At 44.0% G+C, this 19,118-nt stretch carries 12 protein-coding genes; all 12 read left to right on the plus strand.

Features of this window, described 5'->3' with window-relative positions; translation table 11 throughout:
* Positions 1-59 precede the first annotated feature (59 nt).
* The 12 genes from BLQ13_RS18675 to BLQ13_RS18730 all read left to right on the plus strand — a co-directional run bounded on the left by BLQ13_RS18675 (position 60) and on the right by BLQ13_RS18730 (position 18,843).
* Positions 60-944: a flagellar hook-basal body protein gene (locus BLQ13_RS18675; RefSeq protein WP_090922889.1), complete on the plus strand. Its 885-nt coding sequence runs from the start codon at positions 60-62 to the stop codon at positions 942-944.
* Between the two features lie 86 nt (positions 945-1,030).
* Positions 1,031-1,867: a flagellar hook-basal body protein gene (locus BLQ13_RS18680; RefSeq protein WP_090922891.1), complete on the plus strand. Its 837-nt coding sequence runs from the start codon at positions 1,031-1,033 to the stop codon at positions 1,865-1,867.
* Positions 1,868-1,878: 11 nt separating this feature from the next.
* Positions 1,879-2,106, plus strand: coding sequence for a DNA-directed RNA polymerase subunit beta (locus BLQ13_RS18685; RefSeq protein ID WP_090923070.1), 228 nt, complete (start codon positions 1,879-1,881; stop codon positions 2,104-2,106).
* A gap of 481 nt (positions 2,107-2,587) precedes the next feature.
* The gene (gene fabZ / locus BLQ13_RS18690) at positions 2,588-3,019 is read left to right on the plus strand and encodes a 3-hydroxyacyl-ACP dehydratase FabZ (RefSeq protein ID WP_090922893.1); all 432 of its coding nucleotides are present in this window, start codon (positions 2,588-2,590) and stop codon (positions 3,017-3,019) included.
* A gap of 278 nt (positions 3,020-3,297) precedes the next feature.
* Positions 3,298-5,019, plus strand: a complete 1,722-nt coding sequence (locus tag BLQ13_RS18695; protein WP_090922895.1) for a phospho-sugar mutase — start codon at positions 3,298-3,300, stop codon at positions 5,017-5,019.
* Between the two features lie 191 nt (positions 5,020-5,210).
* The gene (locus tag BLQ13_RS18700; protein WP_090922897.1) at positions 5,211-7,232 is read left to right on the plus strand and encodes a DUF5693 family protein; all 2,022 of its coding nucleotides are present in this window, start codon (positions 5,211-5,213) and stop codon (positions 7,230-7,232) included.
* Positions 7,208-8,365 (plus strand): polysaccharide pyruvyl transferase CsaB, encoded by a 1,158-nt coding sequence (gene csaB, locus BLQ13_RS18705; protein WP_090922899.1) that lies wholly within the window; start codon positions 7,208-7,210, stop codon positions 8,363-8,365. The genes BLQ13_RS18700 and csaB overlap by 25 nt, the downstream gene beginning before the upstream one ends.
* A 7-nt stretch (positions 8,366-8,372) precedes the next feature.
* Complete coding sequence (locus BLQ13_RS18710) at positions 8,373-9,131, plus strand: WecB/TagA/CpsF family glycosyltransferase (protein WP_090922901.1); 759 nt, start codon at positions 8,373-8,375, stop codon at positions 9,129-9,131.
* 428 nt (positions 9,132-9,559) lie between these two features.
* A complete protein-coding gene (locus BLQ13_RS18715; RefSeq protein WP_090922903.1) occupies positions 9,560-10,687 on the plus strand; it encodes a glycosyltransferase family 4 protein in 1,128 nt (375 codons plus the stop codon).
* A gap of 167 nt (positions 10,688-10,854) precedes the next feature.
* Entirely contained in the window at positions 10,855-14,760 is a 3,906-nt protein-coding gene (locus tag BLQ13_RS18720) for an S-layer homology domain-containing protein (protein ID WP_090922906.1), read from the plus strand.
* Between the two features lie 205 nt (positions 14,761-14,965).
* Positions 14,966-15,307, plus strand: coding sequence for a hypothetical protein (locus tag BLQ13_RS18725; protein ID WP_090922908.1), 342 nt, complete (start codon positions 14,966-14,968; stop codon positions 15,305-15,307).
* Between the two features lie 512 nt (positions 15,308-15,819).
* Positions 15,820-18,843, plus strand: a complete 3,024-nt coding sequence (locus BLQ13_RS18730; RefSeq protein WP_090922910.1) for an S-layer homology domain-containing protein — start codon at positions 15,820-15,822, stop codon at positions 18,841-18,843.
* Positions 18,844-19,118 lie beyond the last annotated feature (275 nt).

Here is a 19,118-nt window from a genome sequence, read left to right on the forward strand (position 1 = left end):
GAACGGACAAACAGCTACCTGCGTTGCAGGGACAAGCGTTTAAGGAGAGGGGTTCATTCATGTTAAGAGGTCTGTACACCGCTGCTGCGGGAATGATTACAGAGCAACGCCGCCACGACACTGCTACACAGAATATCGTAAATATGAACACAACGGGATACAAACAGGTGAATAGCGTAAACCGCTCCTTCCCGGAAATGCTCATTACTTTAACGGGCGGGGATGCGAATCTTCCAACAAAGCGGCTGGGCAAACTCAACTCGGGCGTATTTGCTGAGGAAAGCTTATCCATGAATGTTCAAGGCGCTCTTATGGAAACGAAACGTACAAGTGATTTTGCAATCTCATCGAATTTGAGTATGAATGATCCGCAGACCAATCAACCCATTCGGTTTGATGCTTCTGGCAAGTTTGTACGAGCAGATGGAACGGTCACGTACCAGCCGCAAGCATACTTTACCGTTCGAGATGCACAGGGAAACACGCGTTATACACGTGATGGTCATCTGGATGTTAATGGAACAGGGCAACTTCTCAGTTCTACCGGTTCTCAGGTGCTGGACAGTAATGGGCAACCGGTTGTATTGACAGGTCCTGTGGATCAATTTAAAGTGGATGAGCAAGGCCGCCTTGTTAATGCGGTTACAGGTGTTCCAACAGGCGTTACGCTTGGAATCAGTATTATTGACCAGCCGAATCAGCTTGTTCGTCAAGGTGACGGTAATTTTAGTCTGAATGAAGATAATGGTGCAACGGCTCGGACGATGAATGCTACTGATATTGTGCAGATTCATCAAGGTTATCTGGAAGGGTCGAATGTAGACGCCTCTCAGGCTACCGTTGACATGAATGCGGCATTTCGTGCCTATGAAGCGAACCAGAAGGTCGTTCAGTTCTATGACCGCAGTTTGGAAAAGGCTGTTAACGAAGTTGGTCGTGTCTAACGCCAATTGTAATTGTAACCATATTACCGCGTAGTGATGGGCGATAAGCCCTTTGCGGAGCAAAGCAGGGGAGGTAAAATCACCGCATGAATAATTCCATGATTAGTGCTAAGGTGTCGATGACTGCGATTCAGCAACGGCTGGATGTCATTTCCGATAATATTGCCAACGTGAATACGGCAGGCTATAAAAGTAAACAGGCAAACTTCGAAGATGTATTGACCCGTATACAGCAACAAGATGATAAGTATAAGCAGGATGGGCGTTCGACACCGATGGGGTATAACCTTGGTTTTGGAGCACGTCTGGTCAATCTCACCAGAGATATGTCCCAAGGTAGCATGCAGGAGACAGGTAACCCGACAGACCTAGCTATCGAGGGCAATGCGATGTTTGCTGTTCAGGCAGATGGTCAGAAAGTATGGACACGTCAAGGTGCATTCCACTTTGTGCCAGATATGCGTCCAAAAGCGAATCCGAACGACCCTGACCTGATGGTGCTTGTCAATGGCGATGGAAATTTTGCTCTGAATCGTCAGGGAGAGCCGATGACGGCTCCAATGAACAGCACAGTTGCATTTGATGAGAAAGGTAATCTGCTGATACGTCAGGGTAATGGTAATGCCGTGATTTCAGGACAGCTACAGATGGTGGATATTGAGCGTCCTGAAGGACTTGTGCAATTAGCGGACAACCTCTTTGGTTTAGGTGCTGGGTTAACCGAGAATGACGTATTCGGGGCTAATGCAGCAACACGTGTACCTCAGGCATCGATCCGCACTGGTTTCCTTGAGCAATCCAACGTAGATATGACACAGGAGATGGCGTTGCTCATGCAAGGTCAGAGGACTTATCAACTGGCGGCACGGGCGCTCACGTCTAGTGATTCCATGGCGGGTCTTGCCAATAATATGAGAGCATAAAGGTGAATGGGATGACAGAAACACAGCAGCAGAACAGCAAGCCGGAGCAGAAGGAAGTCAAGAAGAAAAAGAAGAGTTGGTGGCGCATCGCAAGATGGTTTCTGATTCCGCTTTTGCTTGTTCTTGCCCTCGCTGGCGGAATGGTCGCTGGGTATGTGGTACTGGGCAAACAGGATATCGGTTCCGTATGGCAATGGAGTACCTGGAAACATGTCTATGATCTGGTATTTGCTCCATAAGATAACGAGTTCAGCGAAAACTCCTGCGCAGGCAGGAGTTTTCTTTTTGGTGTTGAAAACAGTATAATGATGGATGACGTTTAACGTCAGAAGAGGCCTCCCCTGCGAAAGACATTGCTTGTCATCGCGAAGAGAGACCCCTTATCTCAACCTTCACTACTGCAGTCATGAAGGATATTACTAGTGTTAACCCTAAAACAACATTTCATACAACATTAAAAATGAAACTCATTTTATATGAGGATCGACTTGATCATGCTCGTTTAATGTTTTCCGCACTACAGTAAGTGGAGGGAAGAGAATTGTTCAAAAGAAGCAAAGCGCTCGCGTTTGTCACAGAATTTTACCCTTTATAATGGGATCAAAAAAATTCAGGGACAATGGCGATCATAGAACAATCTCTTTCCGAAACGACGCTATTGCGCCGGCATTATTGCATGTTGGAGAGCCTTGTATAAACACCCCGAGAGGAGATTAAATTGTGTTAGATATCAAACAAATTCAATCCATTATCCCACATCGCCCGCCGTTTCTGTTGGTGGACAGAATTTTAGAGATGGAGGATGGCAAACGTGCTGTCGGTTTGAAAAACGTAACGATTAATGAACCGTTCTTCATTGGACATTTCCCTGAGTATCCGGTAATGCCAGGCGTATTGATCACAGAAGCGTTGGCTCAGGTTGGCGCGGCAGCTATGCTGAATTTAGAAGCAAACAAAGGCAAAATTGGTTTCTTGGCGGGACTCGACAATTTCCGGTTCCGTGGCCAAGTTGTGCCTGGGGATACGTTGATTCTGGAAGTGGAAATTACACGTCTTAAAGGCTCGATTGGTAAAGGTCAAGCTACTGCCCGCGTGGATGACAAAATTGTCGCTGAAGGCGAAATCATGTTTGCACTGTCAGACCCAAGCTGATTACATAGGCATGTATATATCATGCAGATAAGTTGTACTAATTCTTTACACTTAAACGGAGAGGACAGAGAAAACCTGAAAAAGCGAAGCGTTCGCCTTTATCACCGGATTTTTGCCTTTTAGAAAAGGGAATACAAAAAATATGGGGATAACAGCAATTGGAAGGTTGCTCTGTCATTGGAGTGGACGTGTAAATATCTTTAGTCCAACTTATGACTACGCTGAACAGCTACGTGCATAAATAGAATTTTTATATAGACGGAAGGGGCTTATTGGATATGGAACAGTTAAGCGCAGCAGCAGCCGAGACGTTACAACAATGGTTGGAGGATGCTTCTATTGATGAAGCAACGAAACAGGAGCTTCGGGATCTGAAGGATCAACCCAAAGAGCTGGAGGAGCGTTTCTACAGAAATCTGGAGTTTGGTACAGGTGGATTGCGCGGTGTTATTGGTGCCGGTAGCAACCGGATGAACAAATATACGGTCGGTCGTGCTACACAAGGCTTTGCCCGTTATTTGCTGGAGCAGCATGGGGACAAGGAAGGCAAACCTTCGGTTGTCATCGCACATGACTCCCGTCATTTCTCACCTGAATTCTCGCTGGATGCGGCGCTGGTACTGGCGGCTAATGGTATCGTAGCCAAGCTGTATCCTTCCCTGCGTTCTACACCACAGTTGTCTTTCAGTGTGCGTCACCTGCAAGCTACAGGTGGTATCGTTGTAACAGCAAGCCATAACCCGCCAGAATACAACGGATACAAAGTGTACAACCATGAAGGCGGACAATTGGTGCCGCATGAAGCAGAGCAAGTCATTCAATACATTCAAGAGGTGCCTTCTCTTGCAGATGTGAAAAAAATGACACGCGAAGAAGCCGAAGCACAAGGTTTGCTGGTTTGGCTTGGTGAAGAAAACGATCAGGCATTCGTAGACACCGTGGCAAGCCGCAGTCTAAGCCGTGAGCTGATTCAATCCGGCATCGGCCGTGATTTCAAAATCGTATATACACCGTTACACGGTACAGGCAATCTTCCGGTTCGCCGCGTACTGGAGCAGATCGGATTCGAACAGTTGTATATTGTCGCTGAACAAGAGCAGCCGGATGCTGAATTTTCCACAGTGAAGTCCCCTAACCCGGAAGAGCGCGAAGCGTTCACACTGGCAATGAAGCTGGGCGAATCCGTAGGCGCAGACATTCTGATCGGTACAGATCCGGATGCAGACCGTATGGGTGCTGTCGTAAAAGACAAGGATGGCAAATATTTCGTCTTGTCCGGTAACCAATCGGGTGCCATTATGGTACACTATCTGCTCAGTCGTCTCCAAGAGACAGGCGCGCTGCCAAGCAACGGTGCAGTAATTAAAACGATTGTAACGAGTGAGATGGGGGCAGTTATCGCTCAGCATTACGGTGCAGAAGTGATGAACACCCTGACAGGCTTTAAATATATCGGTGAAAAAATGAACCAGTTCGAAGCAACCGGAAGTCATACTTTCCTCTTCGGATATGAAGAGAGTTATGGCTACCTCTCCGGCAACTATGCCCGTGACAAGGATGCTGTCCTTGCCTCGATGTTGATTGCCGAAGCGGCTGCTTACTATAAGAGTCAAGGCAAAACACTCTACGATGTGTTGCAGGAGTTGTACAACCAGTTCGGATTCTTCCTCGAAAAACTGGAGTCCCGCACGCTGAAAGGCAAAGACGGAGTCGCACAGATTCAGGCGAAAATGACCGACTGGCGTTCTAATCCGCCGAAGGAAGTTGCGGGCATCGCTGTGCAAGATGTGCTGGACTACTCTTTGGGTCTGGACGGCCTACCGAAGGAGAACGTGCTGAAATTTATTTTGGCAGACGGATCATGGTTCTGCCTGCGTCCTTCCGGTACAGAGCCGAAGATCAAAGTGTACTTCGCTGTGCGCGGTGAGAGCTTGCAAGATGCAGAGAGCCAGATCGAACGTCTGGTTTCGGAAGTTATGTCGCGTGTAGACGCGCAATAAAACAAATGGTACTGTAAGAAAAAGATGCAGAAGGCCTCTCCGCACCGTAAGGTTGGTTGGCGGAGGGGTTTTTCTTTGAAATAAAATGGATCGTGTGCTGGCATATTAGAGAGTGTGTCAACACATGCTGAACGTAAGAATTATAAGAGCAGAACGGGCATTTGGTTCCAACAACTGAGGAGGTACACGTAGTGCGTCAAAAATGGCTTTATTGGAATAACGCTTCCCGGAAGTGGTTGTGGCTCATCGTTATTATTGGTTTGGTGGCGTCCATCCCGGTCATCCGTGACCGGGTGCAGACAGAATCTTCTACAAACAAAGTAGAACTGGTCTTCAACTACCGAGGACTCTTGGATATTTCCGCGTATCAGGCTCACCCGCAAGATTTCATTGATCAACAAATGACACGTCTGAAAGACGCTGGTGTGACAACGATGGCTGTGTTTGAGAGTACGCTGGACGAACTCAAAAAAACACGCCGATTGATGGTTTACTCAGGTCAGGATCTTGCGAATATGACCAAAGAAGTGATTCCTTCCAATGCGAACTATACCTATGTATTGTTCACATCTGAAGAGAATGCGCAGACTTATACCCCTATTATTGAACAAACGTTCGCTGAGCGTCAGATCCCGGTTCAACCTTGGGAGTATGAAGGTCGCAGCGGCTTAATATTGCAGACACCGCCGGAGAATGCCAACATGCAGCCGATGCAGCCTGACCCGGTTGCGGTGAAAATGCTGCGTGATAAAGGTTTTCATATTTTACCCCGTATCTCCGACACGGTACCTTATAACCAACAATCGATGGAACGTTTGCTAACCTTCTTCGAAGAGAATGGCGTAACACGTATCCTGTTTGATGGGGATGCAGTGAAAGGGTACAATGATAATGCAGAGATGAAAAGTCTGGATCAGTTTGCCCAGCTTCTGAACAAACATCATATTGGTCTGGCGGCGATTGAAAATCTGAAGAAGCCACAGGCAGGATTCCAGACGCTGGCTTACAAAATTGATTACAACGTAACTCGTCTCTATTCACTAAGCGACTCCGATGCGAATCTGAAAGAAGATACCATTGCCGACCGTTTTGTACTGGCAACCAAAGACCGTAATATTCGCATGATTTATATGAACGCTTCACCTAGCCGGAATACGGCCAAAGCTGAGATCACCGACCCGATCGAAAATTTGATCAAAAGTTTGGGTGAGCCAGGACATGCCGTTGAACGTATGGCCAAACACGGCTTTGAGCTTGGACAGGCTGAAGCATTTACTGTTAAAGATTCGTCTATTCAACGGTATGCAAAGCTGATCGCTCTTATCGGAGCAATCGCTTTGATCACACTGATGGTTTCATATTTTGCACCTGTATTCACCATTGCAGTGTTCCTGCTTGGACTAGTAGGAAGCGCGGGTCTGTTCCTGTTGAAACCTACATTGCTGGAGCAAGGAATCGCCTTGCTGGCGGCCATTTCCGCACCAACTATTGCGATGGTACTGGCGGTTCGTACAGTGAATGCAACACAACTGCGTCAACCGGATGCCCCTGCGGGTCGTCGTTTGGCACAGACCCTTGTTTTATATGTAAGAACATCGATCATTTCGTTCGTAGCTGTACCATTTGTGATCGCATTATTGAATAGCATTACGTACAGCCTGGTTATTAACCAGTTCCGTGGAGTCAGCTTGTTGCACTTCGCTCCGATTGGTCTGGTTGCGATCTATATTATATTCTATCGTGGTTCCGGTTCAATCTCTGTGAAACAAGTGAAAGACATGCTTCGTATGCCGATCAACATTTTGATGGTTGTACTGGCGCTTGTTGCTGCTGCTGTTGGATATTATTATTTGAGCCGTACAGGGAACGCTGGTTCCGTTACACCATTTGAGATGTTCCTGCGTACCACGCTGGAAGATACGTTTGGCGTTCGGCCTAGATTCAAAGAATTTGTACTGGGACACCCGCTGTTTATCGTAGGCGTGTTCGCCGCTTTAAAATACCGTAAAGTGATTTTTGCGCTAATCATCGCCACGATGGGTCAATTGTCTATGGTCGATACGTTTGCGCATATTCATACACCAGCTGTACTGTCACTGATTCGTGGGGTGATGGGACTCGGACTTGGCTTGATCTTTGGTATCATTGCTGTGGGTGTGTGGCAAGTCGCGGAAGGATGTTGGAAAAAATGGTCACCACTTCTAAAAAGTTAGTCATCTCAGGATACTATGGATTTAACAACAGCGGAGATGAAGCTGTACTGAAATCCATTCTGACTGCCCTCCAAGAAGAGAGCCAGCGGTCCAATGTTACCATTGAACCAATTGTGCTCTCCATTAATCCGGAGTGGACAACCTCGATGTATGGCGTTCGTGCTGTACATCGCATGAAGCTGAAGGAAGTTCGTGAGGCACTGAAGGAAAGTGACGGACTTATCAGTGGCGGCGGAAGTCTGCTGCAGGATGCAACTGGATTGAAGTCCATTCCTTATTATCTGGGTGTGATCAAGCTCGCTCAGTGGTTGAAAAAACCTACATTTATCTATGCGCAGGGTATTGGCCCTGTTCACCGTAAAATCTTTAACCCGATGATCAAATCGGTATTTAAATCCTGTACCTATGTATCGGTTCGAGACGAGCAATCCGCAGATTATCTGCGTCGTCTTGGACTGAAGTGGAATCAGATTCATGTCGTGCCTGACCCAGTGATGGGTTTACCCTTGCCGGATACAGCATCACCAGTCCGGGATGAAGCGGCCCCTTCCACTGCTGGGGAACAACCAACTCATGCCAAACTACCGGTGATCGGAGTGTCTGTTCGGTTCTGGGAATCGGATCGTAAGGAATTGACGGCTATTGCGGCTGGATTGAAGAAGCTGGCTACGAAAAAGGCTGTCCATCTGCGCTTTATGCCGTTTCATCTGCCCGATGATGTGCAGGCATCCCGTTTCATTATGGAAATGATTGATGATGTGACAAGCAAAGGTAGTGAAATTAGTATTACGGACGATCTTACTGATCCTCAACAAATGCTGGAGGAAGTCAGTCGCTGTGATCTGATGATCGGCATGCGTCTGCATAGTTTAATCTACGCAGCTTCACAGTATGTCCCACCTGTGGGTATCTCGTATGATCCCAAAATCGATCAGTTCCTGCTTCGACTGGAAAGTGAGCCTGCAGGCAATACCAGTTCACTGGATGGGGATAAATTTGCAGAAACGGTTGCTGGATTGCTGGAACATCGTTCACAATGGTTGAAGCAACATGAAGATCGTATTACTGCATTGAAGCAGGAGGCCGTAGAGCCTGCCAAGCAAATTATTACCTATTTAGGCCGCAAAGGATGAGATAACAATGAGTCAGACCGGATCTATTCCTACCGTTTCCATCTATGGTATCCCCTTTTCCAAACTAACGATGAAAGAAACGGTACAGGTGCTTGAAGAAGCCGTGTTGTCGAAACAGCCGCATCAGGTTATCACTGCCAATCCAATTATGGTTATGGCTGCGCTAGAAAATCCCGCAATTATGAAGGTGATGAAGGATGCGGAGATGATTGTTCCGGACGGAACCGGCGTGGTATGGGCTGCCGGCTACTGCGGTGATCCTGTAGCAGAACGAGTGCCCGGCTTTGAACTTTTACATGAATTGTTGCGGGTTGGAGAAAACTATCGGTGGGGCGTGTATTTGCTTGGTTCGACTCCTGAAGTGATTCAAGAAACGGCAGTTCGGTTACAACAGCAGTATCCGGCTATTCGTATTGTGGGTTACCGCGATGGTTTCTTCGGTTCGGATGAGGATGAACAGGTGGTGGCCTCTATTCGGCAGGCTGAACCTGATCTGTTATTCGTCGCTCGCGGAGCGGATACCCAAGAACCTTGGATTCACAAATACAAGCATGCATTGCAAGTTCCTGTCATGATGGGGGTTGGCGGTAGCTTTGATATCATCTCGGGCAAAATGAAACGGGCACCTAAACTGTTCCAAAAGTTAAGACTGGAATGGTTCTATCGTCTGCTTCGTGAACCTAGCCGGGCTGGACGGATGCTTGCGCTCCCGAAATTCGCATTGAAAGTGATGCGGGACAAAGAAAACGTGACAAAAGTCCGATAAAAGCAGGTAATTACGAGATAAATGCTTGTTTTTGCTAGAAATTGAGGATAGCTTTTCAGAAATGATCAGCGTATAATTCATTCCGGCACATACGTGTGTCACTCGAATGAAAACATTCTTTGATTGCACTAGGCACTCCCGCTAAAGGAGCTGTTACACTTCATTACTACGATTGCAAGAGAACCTTCGATCGCCCTTATCCCCAAATTTCTATTTATCCTTGTTCAAGGATGAAATTCGGTGATAAAAGCGAACGCTTCGCTTCTACAGGTTTTCCCTTGCACTCTTCGTACCGTGTAACTGTTGCCTCAGAATCAACAATAAATTTTCATCAAAAGTGAAAAACAATGTTTCTTTATATATAGAAAAAGAGAACAGGGGATTTATAATTTTTCTGAAGGTATTATAATTGGGGGTCGAATGTTCAAATGGTAGCGATCTTTATCATTGGATTTCTGGTGTCAATGGGACTTGCTTTAGCTCTTACACCACTTGTTAAAAAGTTCGCAGTCCGCATCGGTGCAATGGATACACCGAATGCACGTAAAGTGCATACACGTATTATGCCGCGTCTTGGCGGATTGGGTATTTTTCTGGCATTTATTATTACGGTTGCTGCGTTGCTTCCGTTTGTCTCCGCTTGGTTTACAACTCGCGATATGAGTTTTGTCAGTGCATTTCTGGTCGGAGGCTCCATCATTGTATTGATTGGTGCGCTGGATGACCGTTTTGAATTGTCTGCCAAAGTGAAACTGCTTGGACAGATCGTGGCTGCGTCCGTCGTTGTATTTGGATTTAACATCCGCGTAGACTTCGTGAACATTCCGTTTCAGGATGCGTATTCTTCACTCGAAACGTGGGTGTCTATTCCGCTGACGATTCTGTGGATCGTTGGTGTAACCAACGCGATTAATCTGATTGACGGACTGGATGGTTTGGCTGCCGGTGTATCAGGGATTGCCATTGGTACCATTGCAGTGATGTCTTTCCTGATGGGTAATACGATGATTGCTCTGATGTGTCTGGTATTGCTCGGTAGCATTATCGGGTTCTTGTTCTTTAACTTCCACCCAGCGAAAATATTCATGGGAGATACCGGTTCACTATTCCTTGGTTTCTCCCTGGCGATGCTTTCGATGCTCGGATTTAAACAGATTGCAGTCGTGTCCTTCATTACACCGCTGATTATTATCGGTGTACCGCTCTCGGATACATTGTTCGCGATTATTCGCCGTGCGGTGCAACGGAAACCGATCTTCTCACCGGATAAAGGTCACCTGCATCATTGCTTGCGTGAGCTTGGATTCAGCCATCGTCAGACCGTACTGATTATCTATGGTATTGCTGCGTTCTTCGGTGTGCTGGCTATTATCCAGTCTTCGGCTGCGATGTTTGAAGCTAACTGGGTAACCTTTGTTGTGATCTGTATCATGATGTTCTTCCTGCAAGTTGGGGCAGAAGTCATTGGACTTGTAAGTAAAACGAGAAAACCAGTGATTAACTTCCTGATGCGTATGCGTGTGAAGCTTAATCCACAGACCCGTTCGAAATCCTAAAAAATTATTTCGTTTCCTGCTATCGTTCAATATTCTAATACTAGACCCTTGCCTTATCCCGATTGGGATAAGGTTTTTTGTTTTTTTTGAGATTTTTACTAAATAATTGGAACCTTTTTGCCGATAAATACTGGTAACTGACTTAAAAAGAGGAGAGATGATACGTAATGCAACAAAAGAAACGGCCGTTGATTTGGATCATGTTGGTCACCATGGTGCTCTCGTTGTTCCCACAAGGTCTATTCGGTGGGTCCGTTGCTTCGGCTGCCAACGCACTGACTACCTACTTTACACCAGATAATACCGCCATTAGTCAAACGGCGGATTTGAACATTGAAGACTCAGCAAATGCTAGATTTTTGACTCGGGATCGAGCTTATCAGACGACTCAGGGGACAATTACAATAACAGGTGCATACGCTTTTGTATCCAAAGATACGATGCGTGTCAAAGTCGAACAGCTTAACTCGGTTAGTGCACCGAGCAACAAAACGAAATGGGAGCCTGATGCTACCCGTTCCAATACCACTGCAGTAACTGCGAGTACGAGCGGTAATAACAACTTTACGGCAAACAACATCACCTTGTTTCCGGGTTTTAACCGGATTACCTTCACAGGAACTCAAGGATCAGTAGAACGTTCAGATACGTTTTATGTGCTGTATGATCAGGTTCCATTTATCCAGGATTTTAAAATCTTTACGGACCCAAGTACAGGTTCCAATACATCCTATGGTTTGAATGAAGGTGCGCAGACAGTTGTCAATACACAGTTTGTGTCTGTTCAAGGTAAAGTGCAAAATGCAATTAAAGTAACTGTTTCATTGAATGGTGGAGAAGAACTCGATTCGTCTTTGCTTCAAAACGGAACATTTTTCACGCCACAGTTAAAACTGACTGCTGGTTTGAATAATCTGAAATTTAGAATTGCCAACGGTTCGGATTCTATCCTTACCGAACGTGCAGTGTATTACTACGACAAGGATCAGCCATTCTCTACGCTCAACGTTTCATTAACGAGCGGTGGAACTACAGATACGAAATCGCTACTGAACAATATCCCGACATTTTCGAATGCAGCTACCGAAGCCAAGCTTGAAGTTCAGATGGTGCTTCCTTATATCGCAAGCAATAGCTCATTTAAGGATTCAGGATCGTTCACAGTCAATGGAACAACGATGACGTTCAGCAACGCAACGGAAACCATTATTCCCGGTCCGGATGGGTCAACGCCTGAATACCGAATCGTTACATTCACAACCGATAATGCGTATCCGTTACAAACATCAACCACAACACCAGCTGAAATTTTAAAGAATCAAACGGTTAACGCCGTTGTAGGGCATGGAACATTTAGCTCTGGATATCAAGGGAAGTTTACTTATGCTCCAGGTGTTAAAGCTATTACCAATATGTACTATCTTCCAGATTATAGTGGTGGTGCAGTAACCAATAAAGTACCACTGGACAATGCACAGATTGCTACAGCAGATTTTTATATTATGGTGGAGTCTAGCCAAGCTATTGCAGGCGAAATCGTAAAAGGTGAATACCTCCCAACCGGAACAACCAAGTTGACGATTGAGGGAGCACCAACAGGAACGAATGCGCCTACCGGTCTTTCAAACAATCAAGCGGTCTACTTGGTAAAAAATGTGGCCAATGGCACGCAGAAAATTCGTTTTTATTATGGAAATCCTGATCCACATTACGATGTTACCGTATCGTATGCTGCCAAAAGCTATATTTACGTAGCCAACTTGTATGATGGACAGAACTATACATTCAATTCAAAAACGACCCAGTCCTTAACGGTCAATGGTGAGTTCGTTGGATTCAGTACACTTGTATCTCCTCCATTCACAAGTCAATTATTTGTGAATGGTGTAGCCAGAACTCCTGCTGGTTTCCCGGGCACCAACGGTAAGTTCTCCTTCCCGTTGACTATTGGGGGTACGGGAGAACTTGTATATGGAGAGAATACCATCACCATTACAGGCACGGATAAAGACGGTGCAGGTAAGACTAAGGTCATTGAGAAAAAAATCAGAATTTACATTTCAGACAGCAATGTGTCCAATATTGATAAATTCATGCCGGTCCCTGTTCCAACGGATGGTCGTGTGGAATTCAGCAAGGCAGATGTTAGTGTATACACCCCTGAAGAGATGGTCAATATCTTCAAAGTGACGCCGGACTTCATTATTCGTGATGGAAAGTATGTAACGAGTAAGGATAGATATGACCTGGTGTTTAAGGGTGGCGGTGCCACTATTGCAAATCTGTACTCTGGTTCCAAGCTGATCTACAGCTATCCGATTCCAGCAACGGATACAGGAGATCCAAACAAGGCAACTCAAGATGGTCATATTGCTGACTTTGCGGGGAATCAGGATGAATTCATGATTCGGATCCGGAACTATATCTTTGATGCACCAGGTAGCCATGTGTACACATTAGAGCTGATCAACAGCACGGGAGCCAGAACGACACAACGGTTGGAGATCTTAAGAGAACCATCTTCTTATCGTATCTTGTCTCCTGTAGCGACAGTAGGACAACAGATTGTCGTTAACAAAAACTATGTACATTTTGATATTGAAGCTGAGGGTGCAACACAGGTATTGATTGGTAAGGAAGCGGCTGTTAAACGTCCGGATATGGATAACCGTTTTGTCCTGGATTATGTAGGATTGTCTCCGGATAAAAACAATGCGATCAAAATTCAGATTACGCGAGAAGGCGGTAAGATTAACGATACGGTTAACGTGTTCTATACAAGCACCGTTGGAGTAGATGCACAGTATATGGCTCCGAAAGTGGCTAACAAATATTCTGCATTTAATAAGAAGCTGGAATTGTCGTTCCCGAAAGGAACCATTCTGCAATCCGCTTCCAAATCAAGCAGTGGTGTAATCAAGTTCTACCCGGACAATAAAATTCTGTTTGGTATTGCTGATCCGAAGGACGGCGTACTGGAACGAAAAAATGATTACGGCTTTAATATTGGACAGGCAGATCCACGCAGTACGGGAGGTTTGTCACCAATCACAGTTCCGACGATTTTGACAGAGATGTTTAACTCCAACCTGACGACAAGCAACTTTGTTCCAGTATCCGATACTTACTGGATTAATGGAGGAATTGGTGAACTTGGAGATAAAGGGACAAGCGGATATAAGCCAGGAACCAATGGGGTAACACCGTACTCTCTAGAAGGAAGCTTTACACAATTCCCGACAGAACGGATATTGGTGCCTTCTAACCGAGGTACGTTGACTCTTGCCTACGATCCTTCGATTGTAGATGAAGTAGGTTCGACCATTAGCGTATTCCGTTACTCCGATAAGAGCAACATCGGACAGTGGGAACCGATTGGTGGAGCTGTGGATACGAAGAAACATACCGTTACCGTTTCTTTCGACGAGTTTGGTTATTACAAAGTAATGAAGCAAAGTAAGAGCTACCCGGATATTACGAACCACCCGTGGGCAAGAAATATCCTTAATGCTCTGTATTCCAAAGGCATCATGAACAATTTGCGCTTTAACGCTTTTGGTGCAGATGATCAGACGACACGTGGTGAGTTTGCTACCCTGTTGGTCAAAGGTTTGGATATTCCATTGAAGTATTCGAATATACAGACCTTCTCAGACGTTTCGCCAACAACCAGAAGTGATACGTGGGATTATGCTTCTATTGAGACAGCAGCCAAAGCAGGGATCATTACAGGACTCAGTGATGGATTCTTTGGTGTGGAAGATCCAATTACACGTGAGCAAGCGGCAGTAATGATCGCACGAGCGATGAGCATGAAGCTTGCTGCGAATGATAGTAAGCTCGCGGGGACATTGTCTAAATCCTTCCAGGATTCTAATCAGATTGAGTACTATGCCCGTCCTTCGGTGCAGGCTGTATCCAAGGCAAAAATCATGGAAGGCAGCCCCGTGCAGGGCAATGCCAAATCATTCCTCTTCAATCCGAAAGGTAACCTGACTCGTGCTGAAGCAGGTAAAATTGCTGTAGAATTGTTCAAGAAAGGTACCAAACTTTTCCCTAAAACGCTAAGCTAATTTATCCGATATGGAAATGTTTTAGGAAGAACCTGTCCCTTTAACAAGAAGGGGCAGGTTCTTTTTATGGGTAAATATGAGATTGTATAGAATGCATTTATAATAGAAGGAAACAGTTTTTTACCAATAACTATTTTTGTAATTTGCTAGAGATTAAGATACAATAGCGGTAAATACACAATGATCTAGAGGGTGAAGTTAGCTTATGAAACCGATTTATTCCAAGGCCCAACTGGGCTACATGAAGGCAAAGACACAGTTTGAGAAGCAGGCAGTCTTTCTAGAGAAAAAACTAGAAGATACACGTAAGACTCAGGAGATCTCCCAGGAAGTAATGGAAGGGCTTGTTCAGACGACCGGCTTCCATGATGCGTATAATAATCTGGTTCTAGCGGAAAACGAATTGATCGAATGGTCTCATACCACAATGAAACATGAGAAGACGTATCGTGAGAACCGTATCGCGATTGATGACATGTATTTGAAACTAAATAGTGATCCCAAAATGCGTGCACAGATTATTGATTTAGCAATGAAGATTCGATAATCTACAAAATTAAAACATGAAAGAGGGCCAATGGGCTCTCTTTTTTTATTTTGAATATTGTGGAATTTGTCGCTTCATTGTCATAAACAGCGGGTATAAATAAACGTCCGTCTCATTTCTGAAAACTTCATGTCGCAGATATTAAACCAGCAAAGTGGCGCTGTGACTGGTTTTGAACATGCTAGAAACCTGCGCTGCATCAACACATAAATAAATTCAAAACTTTTTTTAAAGAATGCGCAACTTTTTGAGATCTACTGCGTTTAAGATGTAGAGTCAAAAACATTGGGGAACTTACCAAGAATGACCTCGTGAAGAATCTTGTCTATTTATTAGAAAAAATTGCTTTACGGCACGAGAGACCCATTGTATAATACGTAAGGTAGGATTAGGAAACTACTCTATTTACGTGTGATTCTATTATTATTCTAGGTAACAAGTTTCTGTGATATGCTCACAGACATCATTTATATTAACTTGCTCAGAACTCTGGAAAGGGGGTGCAACAATATATGAGGAACACGAGCGACCCTATTAAAGAAAATTCAAATGTTATGAACACCCAAGGAGGAGAAAAAAAGGTTATGAAGAAAATTTTATCCGTAGCATTGTCTACAGCAATGGCATTCTCAATGTTTGCTTCTGTAGCATTCGGTGATACAGCAGTTTCCCCGCAACAACAGTTTGACGCATTGAAAGCAAAAGGTATCTTCGAAGGCTTCCCTAACGGTACAGCTGGATTGGATCAAGAGATGACTCGCGGTCAATTCGCAAAAGTTATCACTAAATTGCTCGGTTTGAAAGAAGTAACTGGTCAATTGTCTTACAAAGACAAAAACTACACAGCTAAAAACTGGGCTGTACCTTACATCGAAGCAGTAACTGCTGCGGGTATCATGCAAGGTAAAGACACAACTAAAAAAATCTTTGACTTCAACGGTAAAGTGACAATCGCTGAAATGGCGACGATCCTTACTCGTGCGCTTGACCTGGAAGTTCCAGCTGAAACAAACAACAATGCTCCAGAATGGGCTAAAAAAGACGTTCAAGCAGCAATCAACGCTGGTCTGGTAGATGCTAACGCTAACTTCACAGCTAACGCTTCCCGCCAATTGCTGGTAGGTGCAGCTTATGCAGTGGATCAAGCTCAAAGCTTGAAAGTTTCTTCTTACGAAGTAAGCGAAGCTGGTAAAGTCGTTACTTTCAAAATCAGCGATGGTGAATCCGTTAAAGTAACTTTGGATAAAGCTCTTGAAGCTAACAAAGAAACTGAAGTGAAATTCACTTACAAAGAAAAGCAATTCACTGAGAAAGTTACTTACAAAACAACTGCAGCTCAAGCTGTAGCTTCTGCAACTGCTACAAACTTGAAAGAAATCACAGTTAAATTTGATGGTACTGTAGATCAAATTTCTGCTGAAAGCAAAAACAACTATGTTGTTAGTGGAGTATCTTTTAAAAGCGCTACGTTGTCCGATGACAAAACAACTGTAACTTTGTTGGTAGACCAAAGCTCTTCTGCTTTGACAAACCAAAGAGTAACTAGCTTGCAGGTTAACAACGTTAAAAATTCTGATGCTACTAAAACTATCACACAAAAAGTTGAGTTTACTCCACTTGATGTTGCAGTTCCAGAAGTAAAAGAAGTTAAAGCGTTGGGAACTAAAGCTTTCAAAGTAGTATTCAGCGAACCAGTTAAACCTGAAAGTGTTATCTCTTCTTCATTCCGCGTAGATAACAACGTAATCGCTGCTTCTGTGAAATATGTTTATCCTAACACTGCAATCGTAACTACAGACTTGTCTGCTGGCGAGCACACATTGCGCGTAAGTGGTGTTCAAGATTACTCCGGTCTGAGTATCGTTCCAGTAGAAACTAAATTCACTGCAGCTGTAGATACAGAAGCACCTAAAGTGGTTTCTGTTAAATCTAACGACTTGAAAGAAGTTACTGTAGAATTCGATGAAACAGTGAAAAGCGTTGCAAGTGCATATGCTAACACTACGGGCAACACTGCTCAATCCATCGAAATCAACGACAACAAAGTAACATTGAAATTCAACAATCCGTTGAATGTATCTGAGAATACAGTTTATCTGACTGCAGTTTCTGACTACAGCAATAACTCTGCTTCTGTTGATGCAAAAGTAACTCCAACATTGGATACTGTTCGTCCAACAGTTGTAGGTACTGAGTTCAAAATGGAAAATGGAAACTACTTCGCTGAGATTCAATTCAGCAAATCTTTACAAAATGATCCAAACAGATCTGACAGAGCTACAAATCCAGAAAATTATGTTCTGAAAGATGCTGATGGTAAAGTTGTAACTGTTACAGGATTGAACTCTAAAGGTAACCCTGTAATTGCTCCAACTTACAATTCTACTGATAAAAAAGTTAGAGTTAATCTGGGTAGCAGCTTGAAAGATGATGCAACTTACACATTGACTGTATCTGGTATCGCTGATACTGCTTACATCGGAAATGTATTGTTGCCTTACACTGCTACGTTGAATGCAAATACTGCACAAAACGGTAAAGTAACTCGTGTTTGGTCTTCTTTCACTGATAACACTCGTTACGTTTATGTTCAATTCAATAAAACATTAGCTACTAGTGGCGAAGGTAATGCTCTTGAAGCAGCTAAATACACTGTTTCTTCAGTACTGAATGGAGCTGCTACTCCATCTTACCAAATCGCAAAAGAGAACAATGACATCAACTTGATCTCTACAAACACTGTTCGTATTGCGACTACTGGAAGTGGTATTCCTACTGGTTTTGATTGGAGTAAAGCAGTTGTTACTGCAAGCTACATTAAAGATTCCGAAGGTAAATATTTCAACAACGGTTCTTACAATGTTGGAGACAAAGTAACTGATTCTAAAGTTGCAGTTACTGGTGACGTGTATGCTACTAGTCACAATGAAATCAAAGTTAAATTTGATGCAGCATTGTCAAGTGTTAACTTGGGAGACTTCCAAGTTAACGGTGTGAAATCTCAACCAACTTCTTATACTTTGGCTGACAACAATAAAACACTGTTGCTGAAATTTGCTGATAATGCAGTTCCAGTTAATGCAGCTAATGTAACACTTGAGATTATTAACACTCAAACTCAAGATGCTTTTGGTAACAAAATCACAGCAACTGGTGCTACTCCAATCGTAGTTAAAGATGGTATTGCACCAACAGTTTCTTTGAATGATATCACTAAAGATGCTGCAGGTACTGCTATTACTATCATTGTTGACGGATCTGAAAGCCTGGCTGCAGATTTGGTTAACTACAATCAAAACTACATCAATGGACTCTTCACTGTTGATGCAGGTACTGGTGTGAAAATCACTAATGTTCAAGCTCTAGTTGGAGCTAACACTATCACTATTACAGCAACTGCTGATACTAATGTATCTGGTAAAGTTGTAAATGTTAAATTTGATGGTGCTAAAAACAAAGCAGCTGAAGCTATCACTGATGGACGCGGTAACGCACTTGGTGAGTTCACATTTGGTAAACAACTTGCTAGTAACTAATAGTAATTAGTTGATTTCTGGAACAACCTTGCATCTTTATAGATGCAAGGTTGTTTTTGTTTACATTATGATTTAGGAAGTTCAATAATTCGCCTGATCTTCAATATGAAAATGTTGTAGATTGAGTAAGTGTGACTTATTTGTTCTCAGAGAGATCTGACTTTATTTGATCAGGAACTCTTATTTTAAATGGGTACATACGAAGATTTTGATCTATTATTTATGAATGAGTACTCTTTTTCTTAAATTAGCATTATTAGATAATTCACAACAAC

Origin of the sequence: Paenibacillus polysaccharolyticus (assembly GCF_900102085.1) — a bacterium.
GTDB lineage: Bacteria > Bacillota > Bacilli > Paenibacillales > Paenibacillaceae > Paenibacillus > Paenibacillus polysaccharolyticus.